The organism is Kitasatospora sp. NPDC008115, assembly GCF_042957205.1.
In the GTDB taxonomy this organism is placed as follows: Bacteria; Actinomycetota; Actinomycetes; order Streptomycetales; family Streptomycetaceae; genus Kitasatospora.
Map to the genome: position 1 here is coordinate 138,013 of NZ_JBIBHU010000010.1, position 18,637 is coordinate 156,649.

The 18,637-nt window shown below is 75.4% G+C and carries 20 protein-coding genes; 9 read left to right on the forward strand and 11 right to left on the reverse strand.

Annotated elements, in window-relative coordinates:
- Nucleotides 1–38: 38 nt before the first annotated feature.
- On the reverse strand, nt 39–665 hold the full coding sequence (locus ACFZBX_RS15195; protein ID WP_391534215.1) for a hypothetical protein: 627 nt from the start codon (nt 663–665) through the stop codon (nt 39–41).
- Nucleotides 666–738: 73 nt separating this feature from the next.
- Between ACFZBX_RS15195 and ACFZBX_RS15200 the strand changes: the two genes are divergently transcribed.
- Complete coding sequence (locus tag ACFZBX_RS15200; RefSeq protein WP_391534216.1) at nt 739–3,711, forward strand: FAD-binding and (Fe-S)-binding domain-containing protein; 2,973 nt, start codon at nt 739–741, stop codon at nt 3,709–3,711.
- A 40-nt stretch (nt 3,712–3,751) separates the two neighbouring features.
- Nucleotides 3,752–4,165, forward strand: a complete 414-nt coding sequence (locus ACFZBX_RS15205) for a PaaI family thioesterase (RefSeq protein ID WP_391534217.1) — start codon at nt 3,752–3,754, stop codon at nt 4,163–4,165.
- A gap of 25 nt (nt 4,166–4,190) precedes the next feature.
- Here the strand turns inward: ACFZBX_RS15205 and ACFZBX_RS15210 are convergent, their stop codons facing one another.
- Both ACFZBX_RS15210 and ACFZBX_RS15215 read right to left on the reverse strand, forming a co-directional pair.
- Complete coding sequence (locus ACFZBX_RS15210) at nt 4,191–4,658, reverse strand: CBS domain-containing protein (protein ID WP_391534218.1); 468 nt, start codon at nt 4,656–4,658, stop codon at nt 4,191–4,193.
- A gap of 76 nt (nt 4,659–4,734) precedes the next feature.
- Nucleotides 4,735–5,700 carry a slipin family protein gene (locus tag ACFZBX_RS15215; protein ID WP_391534219.1) on the reverse strand — a complete coding sequence of 322 codons (966 nt, stop codon included), beginning with the start codon at nt 5,698–5,700 and terminating at the stop codon, nt 4,735–4,737.
- 258 nt (nt 5,701–5,958) lie between these two features.
- On the opposite strand from ACFZBX_RS15215, the gene ACFZBX_RS15220 reads away from it, so the two are divergent.
- Nucleotides 5,959–6,771 carry a uracil-DNA glycosylase gene (locus tag ACFZBX_RS15220; RefSeq protein ID WP_391534220.1) on the forward strand — a complete coding sequence of 271 codons (813 nt, stop codon included), beginning with the start codon at nt 5,959–5,961 and terminating at the stop codon, nt 6,769–6,771.
- A 9-nt stretch (nt 6,772–6,780) separates the two neighbouring features.
- On the opposite strand, the gene ACFZBX_RS15225 is transcribed toward ACFZBX_RS15220, so the two are convergent.
- From ACFZBX_RS15225 to ACFZBX_RS15240, 4 genes are all read right to left on the reverse strand, one after another.
- Nucleotides 6,781–7,644, reverse strand: coding sequence for a CHAD domain-containing protein (locus tag ACFZBX_RS15225; protein ID WP_391534221.1), 864 nt, complete (start codon nt 7,642–7,644; stop codon nt 6,781–6,783).
- Nucleotides 7,645–7,853: 209 nt separating this feature from the next.
- Nucleotides 7,854–9,098: a cytochrome P450 gene (locus tag ACFZBX_RS15230; RefSeq protein ID WP_391534303.1), complete on the reverse strand. Its 1,245-nt coding sequence runs from the start codon at nt 9,096–9,098 to the stop codon at nt 7,854–7,856.
- Between the two features lie 197 nt (nt 9,099–9,295).
- Nucleotides 9,296–9,682 carry a hypothetical protein gene (locus ACFZBX_RS15235; protein ID WP_391534222.1) on the reverse strand — a complete coding sequence of 129 codons (387 nt, stop codon included), beginning with the start codon at nt 9,680–9,682 and terminating at the stop codon, nt 9,296–9,298.
- Nucleotides 9,679–10,101 (reverse strand): hypothetical protein, encoded by a 423-nt coding sequence (locus ACFZBX_RS15240; RefSeq protein WP_391534223.1) that lies wholly within the window; start codon nt 10,099–10,101, stop codon nt 9,679–9,681. The genes ACFZBX_RS15235 and ACFZBX_RS15240 overlap by 4 nt, the downstream gene beginning before the upstream one ends.
- A gap of 435 nt (nt 10,102–10,536) precedes the next feature.
- On the opposite strand from ACFZBX_RS15240, the gene ACFZBX_RS15245 reads away from it, so the two are divergent.
- From ACFZBX_RS15245 to ACFZBX_RS15255, 3 genes are all read left to right on the forward strand, one after another.
- Entirely contained in the window at nt 10,537–11,214 is a 678-nt protein-coding gene (locus ACFZBX_RS15245; RefSeq protein WP_391534224.1) for a hypothetical protein, read from the forward strand.
- Between the two features lie 163 nt (nt 11,215–11,377).
- The gene (locus ACFZBX_RS15250; protein WP_391534225.1) at nt 11,378–12,196 is read left to right on the forward strand and encodes a DsbA family protein; all 819 of its coding nucleotides are present in this window, start codon (nt 11,378–11,380) and stop codon (nt 12,194–12,196) included.
- A 65-nt stretch (nt 12,197–12,261) separates the two neighbouring features.
- Nucleotides 12,262–12,915, forward strand: a complete 654-nt coding sequence (locus ACFZBX_RS15255; RefSeq protein WP_391534226.1) for a vitamin K epoxide reductase family protein — start codon at nt 12,262–12,264, stop codon at nt 12,913–12,915.
- Nucleotides 12,916–12,930: 15 nt separating this feature from the next.
- Here the strand turns inward: ACFZBX_RS15255 and ACFZBX_RS15260 are convergent, their stop codons facing one another.
- From ACFZBX_RS15260 to ACFZBX_RS15270, 3 genes are all read right to left on the reverse strand, one after another.
- A complete protein-coding gene (locus ACFZBX_RS15260) occupies nt 12,931–14,001 on the reverse strand; it encodes a serine hydrolase domain-containing protein (RefSeq protein WP_391534227.1) in 1,071 nt (356 codons plus the stop codon).
- 79 nt (nt 14,002–14,080) lie between these two features.
- Nucleotides 14,081–14,623 (reverse strand): GNAT family N-acetyltransferase, encoded by a 543-nt coding sequence (locus ACFZBX_RS15265; protein WP_391534228.1) that lies wholly within the window; start codon nt 14,621–14,623, stop codon nt 14,081–14,083.
- A 24-nt stretch (nt 14,624–14,647) separates the two neighbouring features.
- Complete coding sequence (locus ACFZBX_RS15270) at nt 14,648–15,052, reverse strand: ankyrin repeat domain-containing protein (RefSeq protein ID WP_391534229.1); 405 nt, start codon at nt 15,050–15,052, stop codon at nt 14,648–14,650.
- A gap of 248 nt (nt 15,053–15,300) precedes the next feature.
- Here ACFZBX_RS15270 and ACFZBX_RS15275 point away from each other — a divergent pair, with 248 nt between their 5' ends.
- The 3 genes from ACFZBX_RS15275 (at nt 15,301) to ACFZBX_RS15285 (ending at nt 17,926) form a co-directional block, all read left to right on the forward strand.
- Nucleotides 15,301–15,495 (forward strand): hypothetical protein, encoded by a 195-nt coding sequence (locus ACFZBX_RS15275; RefSeq protein WP_350541028.1) that lies wholly within the window; start codon nt 15,301–15,303, stop codon nt 15,493–15,495.
- 125 nt (nt 15,496–15,620) lie between these two features.
- On the forward strand, nt 15,621–17,252 hold the full coding sequence (locus tag ACFZBX_RS15280; RefSeq protein WP_391534230.1) for a hypothetical protein: 1,632 nt from the start codon (nt 15,621–15,623) through the stop codon (nt 17,250–17,252).
- A gap of 299 nt (nt 17,253–17,551) precedes the next feature.
- On the forward strand, nt 17,552–17,926 hold the full coding sequence (locus ACFZBX_RS15285; RefSeq protein WP_030306127.1) for an RNA polymerase-binding protein RbpA: 375 nt from the start codon (nt 17,552–17,554) through the stop codon (nt 17,924–17,926).
- A 122-nt stretch (nt 17,927–18,048) separates the two neighbouring features.
- On the opposite strand, the gene fxsA is transcribed toward ACFZBX_RS15285, so the two are convergent.
- On the reverse strand, nt 18,049–18,630 hold the full coding sequence (fxsA, locus tag ACFZBX_RS15290; RefSeq protein ID WP_391534231.1) for an FxsA family membrane protein: 582 nt from the start codon (nt 18,628–18,630) through the stop codon (nt 18,049–18,051).
- Nucleotides 18,631–18,637: the final 7 nt, after the last annotated feature.

Here is an 18,637-nt window from a genome sequence, read left to right on the forward strand (position 1 = left end):
CCGGCGGACGCCCCCGGCAGCACCGGGCCGCGCGCCGGTCAGAGGTGCGCCGTACCGCCGTCGGCGGCGAGGGCGGCGGCGATCCGGTGCAGCGTGTCGGCGCGCAGGTCGTCCGGCAGGGGCGGCAGGACGTCCATCCACAGCGGCAGGGTGGAGCCGAGCAGCTGGCGCTGGCCCTCGGGGCGGGCGATCAGCCACAGGTGCAGATGGGCCCCGCCGTCGCCCCAGCGGTTCACGTGCACCCGGCCGACGCCGCCGAGGCCGAGGACCGCCCTCTCCGCGCGCTGGAGCATCGGGCCGAGCTCGGCGGCCCGGGCCGGCGGGAGGTCGAGCAGGTCGTGGTGGCCGCGCGGGTGGAGCAGCAGCACGGCGGGCAGGCCGTGCGGCTCGCCGAAGGCCCGCAGCCGCCAGTGCTCGTCGGTCCAGACGTACTCCTCGTCCGGGCGTCCGCACTCCTTGCACTCCGCCGGGCCCGCCTCGCCGTGCCGGGGAGGTTCGGGCAGCTCGGGGGCGTCCAGCGGTCGCACCCGCAGTGCGCCGCCCTCGGACGGCTCGTACGGGAAGATCGACCAGGACGGCGCGGCGTCCTCGGGGATCGGCAGGCGCTCGCCGACCGGCAGGTGGGCGAGGAAGCGGCGGGCGTCGGCGTCGGGTTCTGTGATCATGGCGACGACAGTGCCAGACCCGCCGGGCGCCCGGCCAGCCCTTTCCCGGTACCGCCCGCCGGTCAGTGCTGCGATGATCGGCGGTAGCCGTACCACCGCCCGGGAGGACCCGCCCGTGAGCCGCCCCGACACCACCCCCGGCACCGACCTGGCCCGCGACCTGTCCGCCGTGCTGCGCGGCGAGGTGCGGTTCGGCGCCGCCGAGCGGACCGTCTACAGCCACGACGCCTCCAACTACCGCCACCTGCCGCTCGGCGTGGTCAAGCCCGCCGACCTGGACGACGTGCGCACCGCGCTCGCGCTCTGCCGCCGCTACGAGGTGCCGGTGGTGGCGCGCGGCGCCGGGACGAGCATCGGCGGGCAGGCGATCGGCCCCGGCTCGGTGGTGCTCGACTTCCGCCGCCACCTCGGCGCCGTCCTCGGCGTCGACCCGGAGCGCCGCACCGCGCGGGTCGAGCCGGGCACCGTCCTGGACGACCTCCAGCGCGCCGCCGCCCCGTACGGGCTGCGGTTCGGGCCCGACCCGTCCACGCACAGCCGCTGCACGCTCGGCGGCATGATCGGCAACGACTCCTGCGGCGCGCACTCGGTGGCCTGGGGCCGCACCGCCGACAACGTCGAGTCGCTGGACCTGCTGCTCGCCGACGGCACCGAGCTGACCGTCGGCGGCCCGCTGGACGCCGCCGGGCGCGCCGCGCTCGCCGCCCTGCCCGGTCGGGTGGGCCAACTCCACCACCGGCTCCAGGAGTTCACCGACCGGAACCTGGCCGTGCTCCGCCAGGGCATGCCCGCGTTGCCGCGCCGGGTCTCCGGCTACCCGCTGGACGCGCTGCTGCCCGAACGCGGTCACCACCTGGCCCGCGCGCTCACCGGCACCGAGGGCACCTGCGCGCTGCTGCTCGGCGCCACCGTCAGGCTGGTCGAGGAACCGCCCGCCCGCGCCCTGGTACTGGCCGGCTACCCGGACGAGACGGCCGCCGCCGACGCCGTCCCCGCGCTGCTGCCGCTCGGCCCGCTCACCGTGGAGGGCATGGCCGCCGACCTGATCGCCGCGCTGCTCGCCGCCGGCCCGCGCCCGCCCGCCCTGGACCGGCTGCCCGAGGGCGCCTGCTGGCTGTTCCTGGAGACCGGCGGCGCCACCCCCGCCGAGGCGCTGGACGCGGCCCGCCGCCTCGCCGACGCCGTCCGGCGCGAGCGCACCGCCACCGCCGCCGTGGTCACCGACCCGGCCGAGCAGCGCCAGCTGTGGGGCGTGCGGGAGGCGGGCGCCGGCATCGTCACCCGGCTGCCCGGGGGCGGCGAGGCCTGGCCCGGCTGGGAGGACTCCGCCGTCCCGCCGGAACGGCTCGGCGACTACCTGCGCGGGTTGCGCGCGCTGCTGCGCCGGCACAGCCTGCGCGGTGTGCCGTACGGGCACTTCGGCGAGGGCTGCGTCCACCTGCGGATCGACTTCCCGCTCGCCGAGCCCCACGGGGTGCTGGTGTTCCGGGAGTTCATGGAGCAGGCGGCGGATCTGGTGGTCTCGTACGGCGGTTCGCTCTCCGGTGAGCACGGTGACGGGCAGGCCCGCGCCGAGCTGCTGCCGCGCATGTACCCACCCGAAGTCATCGCCCTGTTCAAGGAGTTCAAGCGGATCTGGGACCCCGAGCGGCTGCTCAACCCGGGCACGGTGGTCGATCCGCGCCCGCTCGACGCCGATCTGCGGTTCACCGGCCCGGTGCGCGCGCTGCCGCTCGCCCTGCCGTACGAGCAGGACGGCGGCAGCCTCGCCAAGGCGGTGCGCCGCTGCGTCGGCGTCGCCAAGTGCGTCGATCCCAACACCGGGGTGATGTGCCCCAGTTACATGGTCACCGGCGAGGAGCGGCACTCCACCCGGGGCCGCGCCCGGCTGCTCGCCGAGATGCTGCGCGGCGGCGGCCCGGCCGGGGGCGCGATCGCGGACGGCTGGCGCTCGGCCGAGGTCCGCGAGGCGCTGGACCTCTGCCTCGGCTGCAAGGGCTGCGCGAGCGACTGCCCGGTCCACGTCGACATGGCCGCCTACCGGACCGAGTTCCTGTACCAGCACTACCGGCACCGCCCGCGCCCCGCCGCCCACTACGCGCTGGGCCGGCTGCCGCTCTGGCTGCGCGGCACGGCCCTCGCGCCCGGCCTGGCGCCCGTCCTGGCCAACACCCTCGCCCGCTCACCGGCCGCCGGCGTGCTCAAGCGGCTCGCCGGGGTCGATCCGCGCCGGGTGCTGCCGGTCCTGCCGCCGGAGCCCTTCACCCGCTGGTACCGGCGCCACCGCGCCACCGCCGGCCCGGCCCCGGCGGGCGCGCCGCCCGTCCTGCTCTGGCCGGACACCTTCGCCAACCACCTGCAACCGGAGGTGCTGCGCGCCGCCGTCGAGGTGCTGGAGCACCTGGGCTTCGACGTCCGGCTGCCGGCCGGCCCGGTCTGCTGCGGTCTCACCTGGTACTCCACCGGCCAACTCCCCGGCGCCCGGAGGGTGATGCGGCGCAGCCTGGCCGCGCTCGCCGCCACCGGCCTGCCCGCGGACACCCCGGTCGTCGGGCTCGACCCGAGCTGCACCGCGACGCTGCGCGAGGAGGTGCCGCGCCTGCTCGGCGCCGAGGGCCGCCCGCTGGCCGAACGGACCCGCACCTTCGCCGAGTTCATCGACGAGTTCGCGCCGGACGCGCCGCTGCCGCAGCTGCCGGTGGAGGCCGTCACCCAGACCCACTGCCACCAGCACGCCGTGCTCGGCAGCGCGGCGGACCGCCGGGTGGAGCGGCGGATGGGTGTCACCAACCGGGTGCTGGACTCGGGGTGCTGCGGCCTGGCGGGCAACTTCGGCTTCGAGCGCGGCCACTTCGAGGTGTCGGTGGCGATCGCCGAGCGGGTCCTGCTCCCGGAGGTCCGCGCCGCCGGGCCGCGGACCGTGATCCTCGCCGACGGCTTCAGCTGCCGCACCCAGATCGCCCAGCTGGCCGAGGGCCGGCGGGCCCTGCACCTGGCGGAGCTGATGCAGCGGGCACTGCGGGCACAGCCGTCCGAGGGCGGGTGAAGCCGCTGACACCGTGCGGCCCGGCCGCCACAATGACGGCATGACCACCCTCACCGCCGCCGAGGCGGACAAGATCCTGGCCGACAACTTCGCCCCCTGGGTGCTGGCGCTCGGCCTGTCGGTGACCGACACCGGCGAGCAGCACGCCGTGTTGCGGCTGCCCTGGTCCGAGCAGCTGGCCCGGGAGGGCGGCGCGCTCTCCGGGCAGGCCCTGATGGCGGCCGCCGACACCGCCTGCGTGATCGCGGTCTCGGCGGCCCGGGGCGGCTTCGGCCCGATGACCACCGTCCAGCAGTCGACCAGCTTCCAGCGCGCGGTCACCGGGCGGGACGTCCTGGTGCACGCCCGGGTCACCAGGCTGGGCCGGCGGATCGCCTTCCTGGACATCACCCTCACCGCGGAGGGCGAGCAGAACCCGGCGGCCCACGCCACCGCGGTCTACGCGCTGGCCTGAGCCGTCCGGCGTCCGTTCCGGCGCGTCACGCGCCCTGCGGCGTCTCCAGCACCTCCTTCGAGCGCGGCGGGTCCTCGGCGCAGACCGCCGTCACGAACTCCGCCACCAGCGCCTGCGGCATGCCGCGCGCGATGTCCGCCTCGCTGATCATGCCGACCAGCTCGTGCTCCGGGTGGTTGATCACCGGCAGCCGGCGCACCCGGTACTGCTCCATCACCCGCAGCACCTGCTCGACGTCCTCGTCCGCCTCCACCGTCATCGGCCGCCCCTGGGCCACGTCGCCCGCCGTCACCTGCTGCGGATCGAGGCCCTCGGCCACGCACTTGAGCACGATGTCACGGTCGGTGAGGATGCCCAGGAGCTTCTGCCGCTCCCCGCAGATCGGCAGTGCGCCGACACCGCGATCCTTCATGATCCTGGCCGCGGCGGCGAGTGTCTCGTGCTCGCGCACGCACTCGGCGCCCCGGTGCATGATGTCGCCCGCATTGGTCATGATCGGCCTCCTGACGTGCCTGCCACTCCCACGTCTCCATCGTGGTCCGGCGCCGGGAGCCCCGCCACCGGGCCCGCTACGCCGCACCGCCGCCACCCTGCCCCGGTTTCGGGGAATTCAGCGGCGAGCGGTCCAACACCTCCTCCAGCGGCGGCAGTTCGAGCTGCTCCATACCGGGCAGCGGCGGTTCCTCCACCGCTCCCGGCTCCACCGCGCCCGCGCCGGGGGTGGCGCCGTCACGCTCTGCGCCGTCACGTTCTGCGACGCCGCGCCGGTGCGTCTCCGCCGCGCTGTCCAGGAACCTCAGCAGCTCCACCGGGAACGGCAGCACCAGCGTCGAGTTCTTCTCCGCCGCGACCTCCACCACCGTTTGCAGCAACCGCAGTTGGAGCGCCGCCGGGGTCGAGCTCATCACGGCGGCCGCCTCCGACAGCCGCGCGGACGCCTGGTACTCGCCGTCCGCCGTGATGATCCGCGCCCGCCGCTCGCGCTCGGCCTCCGCCTGCCGGGACATCGAGCGCTTCATCGCCTCCGGCAGGGCGACGTCCTTGATCTCCACCCGGTCGATCTCGATCCCCCAGCTCAGCGCCGGACTGTCGATCATCAACTCCAGCCCCTGGTTGATCGGTTCGCGGTTGGCCAGCAGGTCGTCCAGTTCGCTCTTGCCGATGATCGAGCGCAGCGAGGTCTGCGCCACCTGGGAGATCGCGAAGTTGTAGTCCTGCACATTGACGATCGCCTTCACCGGGTCCAGCACCCGGAAGTACACGACCGCGTCCACCCGGACGGTCACGTTGTCCCGGGTGATGCCCTCCTGCGCGGGGATCGGCAACGTCACGATCTGCACGTTCACCCGGCGCAGCCGGTCCGCCACCGGCACCAGCGCGACCAGGCCCGGCTGCCGCACCTCCTCGCGCACCCGCCCGAACCGGAACACCACACCGCGCTGGAACTGCTGCACCACCCGGACGCTCAGCCCGCCCACCACGGCCGCCACCAGCAGCACCGCGACAATGACCCCGAGCACCACATCGACGACCATGACGGCCTCCTCGCGCAGCAGCGAGCCCCGGCCGTCGCCGACCCGCCCGGCCGGCGCCCGCCGGAACCACCGATTCCACGCTACGCCTGCCCGGCCGCTCCCGGGCGAACCCCGTGCGCGCCCCAGGGTCCGTCTTCGAACCCCCGTCGTCCGCCCGCAGGGCGGGCCTGGCGGTGTCCGGGTGCGTGCATCGCAAGGCGGAGGTGGGGGCGCCTCCCGGCAGGCGGGGGTTCGAAGACGGGCCCTACGATCGTCGCCATGCCGCAGTCCCCAGCCCCGTCGGGCCCCGCCGGCCCGCCGGACCCCGCCGACGACCCGGACCACCCGCGCCACCCCGCCGAGGCCGCCGCCCGCGCCGCGGACCTCACCGTCCTCGACCGCGTCGTCACCGGCTGCCGGGCCTGCCCCCGGCTGGTCGAGTGGCGCGAGGAGACCGCCCGCGTCAAGCGCCGCGCCTACCTGGACTGGGACTACTGGGCCCGCCCGATCCCCGGCTTCGGCCCGCCCGACGCCCCGCTCGTCCTGGTCGGCCTCGCCCCCGCCGCGCACGGCGCCAACCGCACCGGCCGGATCTTCACCGGCGACCCCTCCGGCGACCTGCTCTACGCCGCCCTGCACCGCCTCGGCCTCGCCAACCGCGCCGAATCCGTCCGCCACGGCGACGGCCTCGCCCTGCACGGCGTGCGGATCACCGACCCGGTCCGCTGCGCCCCGCCCGACAACAAGCCCACCACCGCCGAACGCGACACCTGCCGCCCCTGGATCGCCCGCGAACTCGAACTGCTGCGCCCCACCGTGCGCAGCGTCGTCGCCCTCGGCGGCTTCGCCTGGCAGGCGCTGCTGCCCGCCCTGGACGCGGCCGGCTGGACGGTCCCCCGCCCCCGTCCCCTGTTCGGCCACGGCGCCCACGTCACCCTGCCCGCCCGCGACGGCGGCCCGCCGCTGGAGCTGTACGGCTGCTACCACGTGAGCCCGCGCAACACCAACACCGGCCGGCTCAGCACCGCCATGCTGCGCGAACTGCTCCGCGCCGCCGCCCGCTCCGCCGGCCTCAGCCCGGCGGAGGACTGACCCGCCCGCTCACCCGAAACGCGCCAGCTTCGGCCGCTCCGCCCGCGCCCACACCTGCGGCAGCGCCAGCCGGGCCCGCTCCGCCTCCGCCAACTGCCGCCCGTACAGCACGCCGTGGCCGAACGGCTCCTCGGAGGTGCCCGCCCGGCCGAGCAGCGCGGCCGCCGCCACCACGGCGTCCTGGTGCTCGCCCAGCACCTCCTGGACGGCCTTCATCCGCTCCACGTACCGCTCCGCCGCCCGGCCCGCCACCGGTACGGCCGTCTCGCCCGCGTACCTGGCCCGCTTGGCCGCCTTGCGGGCCTCGTGCAGGGCGGTGTCCCGCTCCCCGCCCGCCGTGAGCGCCGCCCGCACCCGCTCCGCCGTCCGCCGCTGCTCCCGCGCGGCCACCCGGGCCAGCTCCGGACCGGCCGCCCGTCCCGCCCGGCCGCGCAGCGGCGGGTCGGCCAGCAGCGCCGCCAGGCCGTCCGCCAGGGCGCGGCGGCGCGGGCTGTCCAGCGCGGCCGACACCTCCGGCCACACCCGCCGGTACTCGGCCCGCCCCCAGCGCTCCAGCTCCGCCGCGAGCCGCTCGGGCCCGCACTCCGCCGGCAGTTCCCGCGCCCGCGCGACCAGCCGCTCGCCCAGCACCTCCCGGTCCCTGGCCCTCCCCAGCGCCGCCGCCAACCACCGCAGTTCGGCCACCAGTTCGTCCGTCGCCCCCGGCGCGAGCAGCCGCCGGTACGTGCGGAACGCACTGCGCAGCCGTCGGCACGCGACCCTCATCCGGTGCACCGCGTCCGGCTGGTCCGCCCGCACCGCCTCGTCCAGCCCGGCCAGCACCTCGGCCTGCGCCCGGACCCGCCCGAGCACCACCTCACCCACGGTGACCATGCCAAACCCCCTCCCGGGGCCCACCAGATCCCCTCCAGGCTAAGCCCGTCCGCCCCCGGACAACCACGCCCCGCCGCGGAGCGGAAAGTCGACCCCACCGACTTTCCACTCCGACCGACGACCCGCGAATGGGGTGGCGGCGCGGAGTGGAAGGCCGGCCCCGCCGACTCTCCCCTCCGGTGGCCGGCCCGCCGGGGCGGGGGCGGGTGTCAGGGGTGGGTGGGGGTGTTCAGGAGGACGGGCAGGGTGCGGTGGCCGTTGGAGATCAGGGAGTCGACGGGTTCCAGGTCGGCGTCCGGGGCGAGGGTCAGGTTGGGGAAGCGGTCGAAGAGGGCGCTCAGGGCCGTGCGGGCCTCCAGGCGGGCCAGCGGGGCGCCGAGACAGAAGTGCGGACCGTGGCCGAAGGCGAGGTGGTCCTTGACCTCCCGGGTGATGTCGAAGACGGCGCCGCTGTCGCCGTGGCGCGCGGGGTGGCGGCCCGCGGCGCCGTAGGAGGCCAGGACCGCCTCGCCCCGGTGGATCGTGCCCCCGTCCGGGAGCTCGATGTCCTCCAGGGCGAAGCGCAGCGGCAGGTGCGACAGGGGCGCCTCCCGGCGCAGCGACTCCTCGACCACGTCCTCCCAGCCCGCCTTTCCGGCCCGCACCAGGTCGAGCTGGTCGGGGTGGGTGAGCAGTAGGAAGATGGAGTTGTCGATCAGGTTGACGGTGGTCTCGTAGCCCGCGGCGACCACCAGCATGACGGTGTCGAGCAACTCCTCCTCGGTGAGGGCGCTGCCGTCGCCCTCGATGTCGCGGGCGGTGATCAGCAGGGAGGTCATGTCGTCGCCGGGCTGCTCGCGCTTGGTCGCGATCAGCGTCGTGATCACCGTGTAGAGGGCCGCGTTGTTGGCCTGGGACTCCTCCGGGGTGAGGGTGGTGCTGAAGACCCCGTCGACGTACCGGCTGAAGCCGTCGCGCAGTTCCTCGGGCAGGCCCAGCAGGTGGGCGATGACCCGGATCGGCAGTGCGCGGGCCAGCTGCTGCCGCAGGTCCACCGGGGCGCCGCCCGCCCCGGTGGCGGCGATCGTGTCGAGCAGCCCGGCCGTCATCCCCTCGATGCGCTCGCGCAGCGCGGCGATCTGGCGGGGGGTGAAGGCCGCGCTCACCAGGCGCCGCAGCCGGCGGTGGTGCTCGACGTCCGTCGTGGACATGTTGCGGGCCGTCACCCACAGGGCGAGCGGCCAGCCGGCCGCCACCGCCTCGTAGTCGGGCCAGTGGTGCGAGCCGTTCTTGGCGATCCGCGGGTCCTTGAGGAGGGCTGCCAGCAGGTCGGGGTCGGACACGGCCCACGCCTGCACCCCGAGGACCTCGGCGGGGGTGGCGGGTCCGCGCGCGATCAGCTCGGCGCTCTCAGCGTCGCGGGCTCGCCCGGTGGGGTCCAGGACGAGCACCGAGTGGTCGACGGGGCACTTCAGCGGGCTGTTCAGGGGGGCAGGCGGGTTCTCCGACTGACGTTCCACGAGGTCTCCTTCACGCGGGGGTTGAGGCGACAGACCACGAACGTACGTTCGAGAATGGTCTGTCCACGCGCGGCCTGTCGAGTGCGCATCCCCTCCCCGCCATGTGCCCCGGCGCGCCCCGAACGCGCCCCCGGAGGGACGGAATGCCGACGTCAGGGGCGGAGTTCGACGGCCAGCGACATGGTGTAGCCGACCAGGGCGGCGAAGAAGACCACGGCGGTGGTGTAGCGGGCGGTGAAGGGCAGGCCGGCCAGAGCGGGGTAGAGGAGGACGGCGGTGCCGGCGGCGAGATCGGCGAGGTAGAGGCCGCGGGGCGGGGCGGCACCCGTCGTGCGCGCGGCCCAGCCGGTGGCGACCAGGAAGCCGGTGAGCAGGATGAAGCCGGACAGCAGGCCGGAGCCGATGCTGGCGAGCACGGGGTGGGGCTCGGGCGGGAGTTCCCCCTCGGGGACGGCCGGACGGATGCGGTGGGCGACGGCGAGGGCGCCGACGGCGAGCGCCACGCACGCGGCGGCGCTCAGCAGGGGGGCGGGGTTCATCGGCGGCTCCGGTTGGTGGCGTGGTGGTGGCCGAGGGCCGCGGCGAGCGCGGCCGGGACGAGGACGGTGAGGACGAGCACGGCCGTCCAGGCGACCGGGTCGAGGCCGGCGGCGGGCGGCGCGGCGGTCGGCGGGGGCGCGGCGACGACCGCAAGGGTGGCCGTCGGAGTCGGGGCCGGCGGGGGCGCGGCCGGGGGCGGCGGCGGGGGCTGGGCCATCCAGCTCGGCGAGGCCTGCGCCGGGAGGGGCGCCGGCGGGGGCGTGGCCACGGGCGGCCGGGCGGACGGCGGCGCGGGCGGCGGCATCGCCTCCACGGTGATCGGGGCGCGCGGCGGCGGCACGGCGGCCGGGGTCGGGGCGGGGGCCGGAACCGGCTGCGCCGCGTGCGGCGAGGCGGCCGGGGCCGGGGTCGATGTCACCGACGGCACCGGCACCGGCACGGGGACCGGCGAGGGCGCCGGCGTCGGAACCGGGGAGGCGGTCGATGACGGCTCGACGGAGGTCGGCGAAGGCGCGGGCACGGACGGGGAGGGCGCAGGCGGAGAAGCCGACGGCGACGGCGACGGGCAGTGCCACGGCCAATGCCACGGTGTCGGCACCGCCGGCGCCGCCGGTCCGACCGGCCCCGGGCCAGGGGCGAAGTCCATCGCCCGATTGTCGGACCGTCCCACCGCCCCCGTCAGCGCCTGACGGCCCCTCACCCGCCCCCGCCCCGCCAAACCCATCGCGCCGGTGAACTCCCCGCCCCCGCTCCCCGAACGAACGACCGATGTGGGACAACCTGTGCCCCGATCCGGCCGCAACCCCGGACGCACCCTCGTGCACGATGTAAACGTCGTGGCATACTCCGGAGCGTGACGACCTCCACCCACGCGACGAGGGCCCTGCGGGCCGCGGTGTTCACCGCGCTCGCCGTGCCGCTGTCCGCGCTGGGCCAGGTCCTCATCACCGGCCGACCACTGCCGCTGTCCCTGGTGGCGATGGCCACCGTCGTCGTGTTCCTGGTCTCGGCCGTACTGGCCGGCGGGGAGCGGCGGCTGTCGCAGATCGCGGCCGTGATGGTCCCGGTCGAGCTGCTGCTCAACACGACCTTCAACCTGGGCCAGACCGCCTGTGGTCCGGTCCTCGGCGGCGACCTCCCCGCCCGCGGCATGAACCTGCTGGTCTGTGGCGGCGGCTCGGTGGACGGATCGTCGCTGCTCTACGGCCAGTTGGGGCATTCCGGGCGGCTCGCGCCCGCCGCCACCCAGGTGCTGCTCCTGCTGGTGCACCTGGTGATCGCGCTGGCCGCCGCCGCCTGGCTGCGGCTCGGCGACGCCGCGCTGTCGGGCCTCGGGCGGGCGCTGCGCGCGCTGCGCCAGGCCGTCGCGACGCCGCTGCGGGCGCTGGTCCTGCTGCTGGTCCCGGCGCCGGCCCGGCCGGTGCTGCGGGTGCCGCTGCCGGTGTCGGACCGCCGACGCCCGCGCCGCGAGGACGTGGTGCTGAGCCCGGCCCCGCGCCGCGGCCCGCCGCTGCTCGCGCCTGCCTGCTGACGAGCCCTTCGAGGCCCCGTGGCGGGCGGCGCACGACTCCGCTTCCCGTCCGGTCCCCCTCCGGCCCGCGCGCGCCCGTGCCCAGCACGCCGTGCGACGCGCCCCCGGAGCGGGACAGCCCCGCGCGCCCCGCGGCGCGCCCCCATCACGGAGTTGACCGAGCATGGCTCACCCCAACCAGAAGCCCTCCCGCAAGCAGGCCCAGAAGACCAGCGCCCGCGAGCGCATCCAGGAGGCGCAGCGCCAGGAGAAGCTGGCCGCCAAGCGCCGCAAGCTGATCGTCGGCGGCGTCTCGATCGTCGCCGTGCTCGCCCTGGCCGGCGGCACCGCTCTCGCGATCAGCAAGGGCGGCGACGACAAGTCCTCCTCGGCGGCCGAGCCGACCGCGCTGGTCGTCCCGGCGAACACCTCCGGCCCGGACGGCACCGTGATCACCTACGGCAAGCCGGACGCCGCGCACACCCTCCAGGTGTTCGAGGACTTCCGCTGCCCGGTCTGCAAGACCTTCGAGGCCGCCAACGGCGACACCATCAAGAAGCTGGCGGACGACGGCACCGTCAAGGTCGAGTACCACCTGGCCGCGTTCCTGGACAAGAACCTCGGCGGGAAGGGCTCGCGCACCGCGCTGGCCGCGATGGGCGCCGCGGTGAACGAGGGCGTGGACAAGTTCAAGGCGTACCACGACGTGCTGTACGCCAACCAGCCGGAGGAGCGCGAGGACGCCTTCGGCGACGTCAACCACCTGCTGGAGCTGGCCGACCAGGTGCCGGGGCTGAAGACGGACGCGTTCGTCAAGGCGGTCACCGAGCGGACGTACGCGCCGTGGGCGAAGAAGGTCGCGGACGCCTTCAACGCGAGCGGGGTGACCGGGACGCCGACGGTGAAGGTGGACGGCAAGCCGCTGACGCTGTTCCCCGGCAACCGCCCGGCGACGCCGGAGCAGTTCACCGCCCAGGTGAAGCAGGCCGCGGGCTTGCAGTGAGCACCACCGGCCCGGCCGACTTCCCGGCCGGGCCGGCCCCTTCCCCACCCACGGAGTGCTCTGCCATGACCGCATCGACCGCTCTGCCCGGCTCCCCCTCCCTGCCCGCCCCCGCGCCCGCCTCGGCGCCGATCGGCGCGGGCCGCGGGTTCTCGCTGTTCGTCCTGTTCACGGCCCTGATCGGGCTGGCCGCCTCGGCCGTGCTGACCTTCGACAAGCTCCGGATCCTGGAGGACCCCTCCTACATCCCCAGCTGCAACCTCAACCCGGTGATCAGCTGCGGCTCGGTGATGCGCACCGACCAGGCCGAGGTGTTCGGCTTCCCCAACCCGCTGCTGGGCCTGGCCGCGTTCGGCGCGCTGGCGGCGGTCGGCGCCGGGCTGCTGGCGGGGGCCGCGTACCGCCGCTGGTTCTGGCTCGGCCTCCAGGCGGGGACGCTGCTCGGGGTGGGCTTCGTGCACTGGCTGATCGACCAGGCGCTGTACGACATCGGCGCGCTCTGCCCGTACTGCATGGTGGTCTGGGCGGCGGTGGTGCCGCTGTTCTGGTACACGACGCTGCACAACCTGCGCTCCGGCGTGATCCCGGTCGGCCCGAGGCTGCGGCCGGTGGTCCGGGAGGCGGCCCGCTACCACTGGGCGCTGCCGGTGCTCTGGGCGGCGGTGATCGCGCTGCTGATCCTCAACCGGTTCTGGTTCTACTGGTCCACCCTGCTCTGAGGTCCCACCACCCCCTCAGCCGAACACCGCCCGGCGGAACGCGTTGCGCAGGGCGGTGAGCGGCTGGAAGTCGCGGTCGTAGTGGACCTTGTTGGTGAGCAGCAGCGCCCAGCGGCCGCGGCGGCGGGAGACCCAGATGCCGGTGCCGGTGAAGCCGTAGTGGACGAAGGTGCCCTCGGCCGGGTCGGTGCCGGCGGCGCAGAGCCAGGACAGGCCGCGGGCGGGCGCCAGTCCGCCGGTCTGCACCCGCAGCGACTCGGCGGTCCACGGCTCGCCCCAGGGCGGCGCGGACCCGGCGGACCCGGCGGGCGGGGCGAGCAGGGCGGTGAGGAAGCGTTCCAGGTCGCGGGCGGTGGAGAAGGCGCCGGCGTTGCCGGAGACGCCGCCGAGCAGCCGGGCGGAGGGGTCGTGCACGACGCCGCACAGCGGGCCGCCGGCCGACGGTTCGTCCTCGGTGGGGGCGGTGCGCTCGGCGGGCCCGGGGCCGAGCGGGCCGTAGCGGGTGTCGGTCATGCCGAGCGGGCGCCAGGTCTGCCGGGCGGCGAGTTCGTCGAGCGGCGCGCCCGCCAGGGACTCCACCAGGTGGCCGAGCAGGACGGCGGCCCGGTCGGTGTACTCGACGGCGACGCCGGGCGGGCGGTGCAGCGGCGCGGCGAGCACCCCGGCCCGGATCGCCGCCGGGTCGTCCCCGTAGAGCTCGGCGAACCGGGTGCGCAGCGGCATTCCGGCGGTATGGGTAAGTAGTTGACGGGCCGTCACCACACCGACCGGGCGGCCCTCGGCCGACGGCCAGTAGTCGTGCAGCGGCCGGTCGAGCGGTAGGCGGCCGGCCTGCCAGAGCGCTCCGGCGCAGGGCCAGAGCGCGATGATCTTGGTGACGCTGGCCAGGTCGAAGAGCGTGTCATGGCCCATCGGCCGCGCGCCGTACGGACCCTGGCCGAGCACACCGCAGCGGCCGCGGCCACGGACGCCGTCCGCGTCGCCGACCGACCAGACGCCGCCGGTCCCGGCGGCACGCAGGCCGGTGGTCACCAGCCGCTCCAACGGCCCGCCGGGCGCGGCGAGTTCGGCGAGCGATCCGGCCATCCGTACCCCCCGTTCGCGCAGTGGCCTCCCGGCCGGACCCCGCGGGCCCGCCCGGGAGGCTACCCGGCCGCAGCGCGGGTCAGACGGCGGACGCGCCGTCGAACTCCTTGCCGAGGCAGATGCTCTGCTCGTGCTCGCGGTAGAGGCCGAACTTCTCGATCGCCGTGTAGCCCTCGGAGGCGTACAGCGCGACGGCCTCCGGCTGCTCGGTGCCGGTCTCCAGGATGAACCGGGTGCGGCCGGCCTCGGCGGCGGTCCGCTCCAGGTGGCGCAGCACCACCCGGGCCAGGCCCCGGCCGCGCGCCCGGGGGCGGACGAACATCCGCTTCAGCTCGGCGTCGGTGGCGCGGATGCCGAACGGCTCGGCCCGCTTGGCGCGCCAGCCGCCGCAGGCGACCGGCTCGCCGTCCAGATAGGCGACCAGGAAGAGCCCGGCGGGCGGCTCGAAGTGCTCGGGGTGCAGCTCGGTGAGATCGGCCGCGCCGTAGCGGCGGACGTACTCCTGCTGCACCTCGGCCGCGAGCACCTGGGCGTCGGGGTGACCGAAGCCGGTGATCCGGATCTCTGTGCCGCCGTCCCTGGTGTCGTGCACGAAGGGTCCGCCGGTGGTAGTGCTCTCCATGGTCGTCAAGCCTAAGGCCCCGGCTCAGCCCGCCTCGGGCCGCCCCTCGAAGCGGGCGACCAGCGCCTCCTTGCCGAACATCCGGGCGGTGTCGACGGCGGACGGGGTGCCGGCCGCCGGGTCGGCGCCACCGGCCAGCAGCACGTCGAGGACGTCGTCGCTGCCCTTGAAGACGGCGCCGGCGAGCGGGGTCTGACCGCGGTCGTTGGCGCGGTTCGGGTCGGCGCCGCGCTCCAGCAGGGCGGTCACGGCGGCGGCGTGGCCGTGGTAGGCGGCGAGCATCAGCAGGGTGTCGCCGCGGTCGTTGGTGAGGTCGGCCGGGGCGCCGGCGTCGACGTACGCGGCGAGGGTGTCGGTGTCACCGGCCCGGGCGGCGTCGAACAGCCTGCCGGCCAGGGCGATCACGTCGGCGTCGGGGGTGTCGGTCATGTCTCGGCCTTTCTCCGGGGACGCGCCCCGCGCGGGGGCCGTCCGGGTGTTGTCGGTGGTCGCGCCGGACGCACGCTAGCGCACCACGCGCGGGCGCGGGGGTCGCGCGACCGTTCGGGCGAACTTTCCGGCACGGAGCGGCAACACCCGGAAACCACCCATTTGCCCCGTTCCATCAGCTATTACCTTTTGTCACGATTGTGGCACTTTCCGTGGCACCGTCCCGTCCCCTCCCCGAGGAGCAGACCGTGATCCTCTCGATTTCCGGCATCGTCCTGTTCGGCACCATCGCCTTCCTCTTCTTCCGCAGGGACGGACTGAAGGTCTCCCATGCCCTCGTCTGCGCCCTCTTCGGCTTCTACGTCGCCGGCTCCTCGATCGCGCCGAGCATCACCGCCGGCGGCGCCAGCCTCGCCAGCCTGCTGGGCGGCATCAAGTTCTAGGTCGTGCAGGAGCCCAACCGCCCCCCACTCCCCCGCACGGGCCCGGACGCGGATCCCACCGCCCCGGGCCCGGCCGTTTGCAGCCCGCCTCCCACCGACCGTCCCACTCGCCCGGGGAGCCAGCTATGCCGCTCAACCGCAACCACCTCAGCAAGGGCCGCGACCTCGTCCGCACGGCCGGCGACCACGCCTCCGACATGTTCGCGCCGCTCACCGTCATCGGCCGCGGGCTGCGCCACCACGCCGCCTGGGCCAAGGACCGCTGGCAGGCCACGCCGAAGGACCGGCGCGGCCCGACGCTCTTCCTGACCGCCGCGATGCTGACCGGGATCTACCTGCTGCCGCACGGACTCCTGTTCGCGCTGATCGCGCTGATGGCCAGCGCCGCCTGGGCGGGCCGCGCGCCCAAGGCTCCGCCCGCCCCGCCGGAGCCGGACGTCGCCGACGTCAAGCTCACCGCCCTGTACGCCGCGCTCACCCCGTACCTGGCCGGACCGGACGGGCTCGGCCCGCTCTACCACCACGAGGGCGGCTACCGGGACGTCTTCTCCGGCTGGGAGTTCGACGCCGAGGGTCGGCTGGTCCGGCTGGAGATCGCCTACCCGGCGTACTTCACCGACACCGAGCCGGCCGCCCGGGCCCGGATCGAGCAGGTCGTCCAGGGCAAGGCCGGGCGGGCCCGGGAGTACCGCTTCGACTGGGACGAGGAGTCCAACCGGCTGCGGATCGCCGCCCTGGCGCCGCTGCCCACGGACATCGCCGCCCAGCGGTTCGTGACGGCGCCGGGCGAGATCGTGCTCGGCTTCACCGACGAGGACGGCAGCGCCCGCACCATCCCGGTGCACCAGGGCGGGGCACTCGTCCAGCAGCCGCCGGTGGTCTGGCGCACCGGCCCGCGCTCGGCCGAACCGCACCTGCTGGCGCTCGGCGTCCGCGGCCACGGCACCTCCAGCCTGATCCGCTCGGTGGCGCTCCAGGCCCTGCCGTTCGCCGACCTGCTGGTGATCGACGGCGCCGGGACCGGCGAGCACGCCTGCCTGGTCAACCGGCCCGGGGTGCACACCGTGGAGACCAGCCTGCACGGCGCGCTGGCCGCGCTCCAGTGGGCGGCGCAGGAGACCGGGCGCCGGCTCACCGTGCTGAACGCCGCCCGGCACTCCGGCACCACCCCGCCGGAGGACGCCACCCGGCCGCTGTGGCTGCTGCTCGACCACCCGACCGAGCTGAGCGAGCTGGCGCACGCCGAGGGCCGCCCGGACCCGCAGGACCTGCTGGAGCTGCCGCTGCGGCACGGCCGGGCCGCCCGGGTCACCGTGGTGGTCGCCGACGACGTCGAGGCCCGGGACCGGATCTCCCCGAGCCTGCGGGCCACCACCCGGGCCCGGGTGGTGCTCGGCCCGACCGGCCCGGAGGAGGGCCACGCGGCGCTCGGCGTGCCGCTGGACATCGTGCCCGCGACCCGGACCCCCGCCGGGCGCGGCTACGCCCGGATCGGCAACGGCGCCCCGGTCCGCCTCCAGGTGCCGGCCACCGTCGACCCGCTGGACGAGGACGCCCCGGCCTCGCTGCGGGACGCGGTGATCGCCCTGCTGCCGCACCGCGACACCCGCACCGAGGCGCCCGCACCGGCCGCACAGCCCGTCCAGCCGCTCCCGGACGGCCCGCCGACCGTCCAGGTGGAGCTCGACCCCGAGGCGCACACCGGGGTGGACCTCGCCAAGGGCCCGGCCGCGCTACGCTTCCGACCGCTCGCCTGACACCGGCGGACCGGCGGACCGGCACCCTGGACGGGAGGGGCGGCGCGGGCCGCCGACCCCCCTCCCGGTAGGCTCGTCCGGGAACGGCCGACCGATCGCCAGATGTGAAATAGGTGACACCTGGGGTGATATCACCGGCCAGATGTGACAAATCGGGCGCTGGTGGGTACAAACAGGGGCGGCACGACAGACGACGCATGTCCCGGGACGGGAATCTTCGTCGGAAGCCGAGCGTTGACCGAACGACGAAGAACAGCGACCACTAGTCCTGTGGGCCATAAGCCCGGGAGGCACGATTCATGAGCGAGCGAGCTCTCCGCGGCACGCGACTCGGGGCCACTAGCTACGAGACCGACCGCGGTATTGATCTGGCTCCCCGCCAGACCGTCGAGTACGCATGTCAGAACGGACACCGATTCGAGGTTCCCTTCTCGGTCGAGGCGGAGATTCCGCAGGCCTGGGAATGCCGTTTCTGTGGCCAGGAGGCGGTGCTCCTCGACGGCGACGAGCCGGAGGAGAAGAAGGTGAAGCCGACGCGCACCCATTGGGACATGCTGATGGAGCGCCGGACGCGCGAGGAGCTGGAGGAGGTGCTGGCCGAGCGGCTGGCCGTGCTCCGCTCCGGTGGGATGAACCTCGCGGTGCACCCGCGGGACACCCGCAAGAGCGCCTGACCCCGCTCCCGCCGACGGGCGGGGGCACGCGAAAAGGGACCCTGGTCACCAGGGTCCCTTTCGCATGGGCCGGTGCTCGCATTGGCCGGTGCGGCGGTGCACCGGTGCACCGCCGCGGGCGGTCAGCCGTTGATCGGCGGCCGGTAGGTGGTGTCCGGCCCCTGCGGCCCGGCCGCCGGACCCTCGCCCGGCTCGACCACCTCGCCCTGGATCACCTTGCCGTCCGGCCGGTGGATGCGCAGCTGCTCCTGCAGCCGCATCGCGTCCGCGAACGGGTCGGCCCCGGCGCCCACCGTGGAGCGCAGCGCCTTGTCGGCGAACCGGCGCCCGGCCGCCCGCCACAGCGCGCGGGTCGGCGGGAACAGCAGGGTCAGCGCCAGGACGTCCGAGAGGAAGCCCGGCAGGATCAGCAGCAGGCCGGCCAGCACGGTCAGGCTGGTGCCGGTCTGCGGCTGCTCCGACTTCGGGTCGCGGGTCTGCGCCAGGGCCGCGGACAGCGCCCGGGCGCCGGCCCGCTTGATCAGCGAGCCGCCGAGCACCGCGCCGGCGATCAGCAGCAGTACCACGGTCAGGCCGCCCAGCCACGAGCCGACCTGGACCAGCAGCCAGATCTCCAGCACCAGCCAGGCGGTCAGCAGCAACGGCAGCACCCGCCGCAGCTTCGAGCGCGGCGCCGGACGGGCGGGGGTAGCTTGCTGGGTCACGGTACGA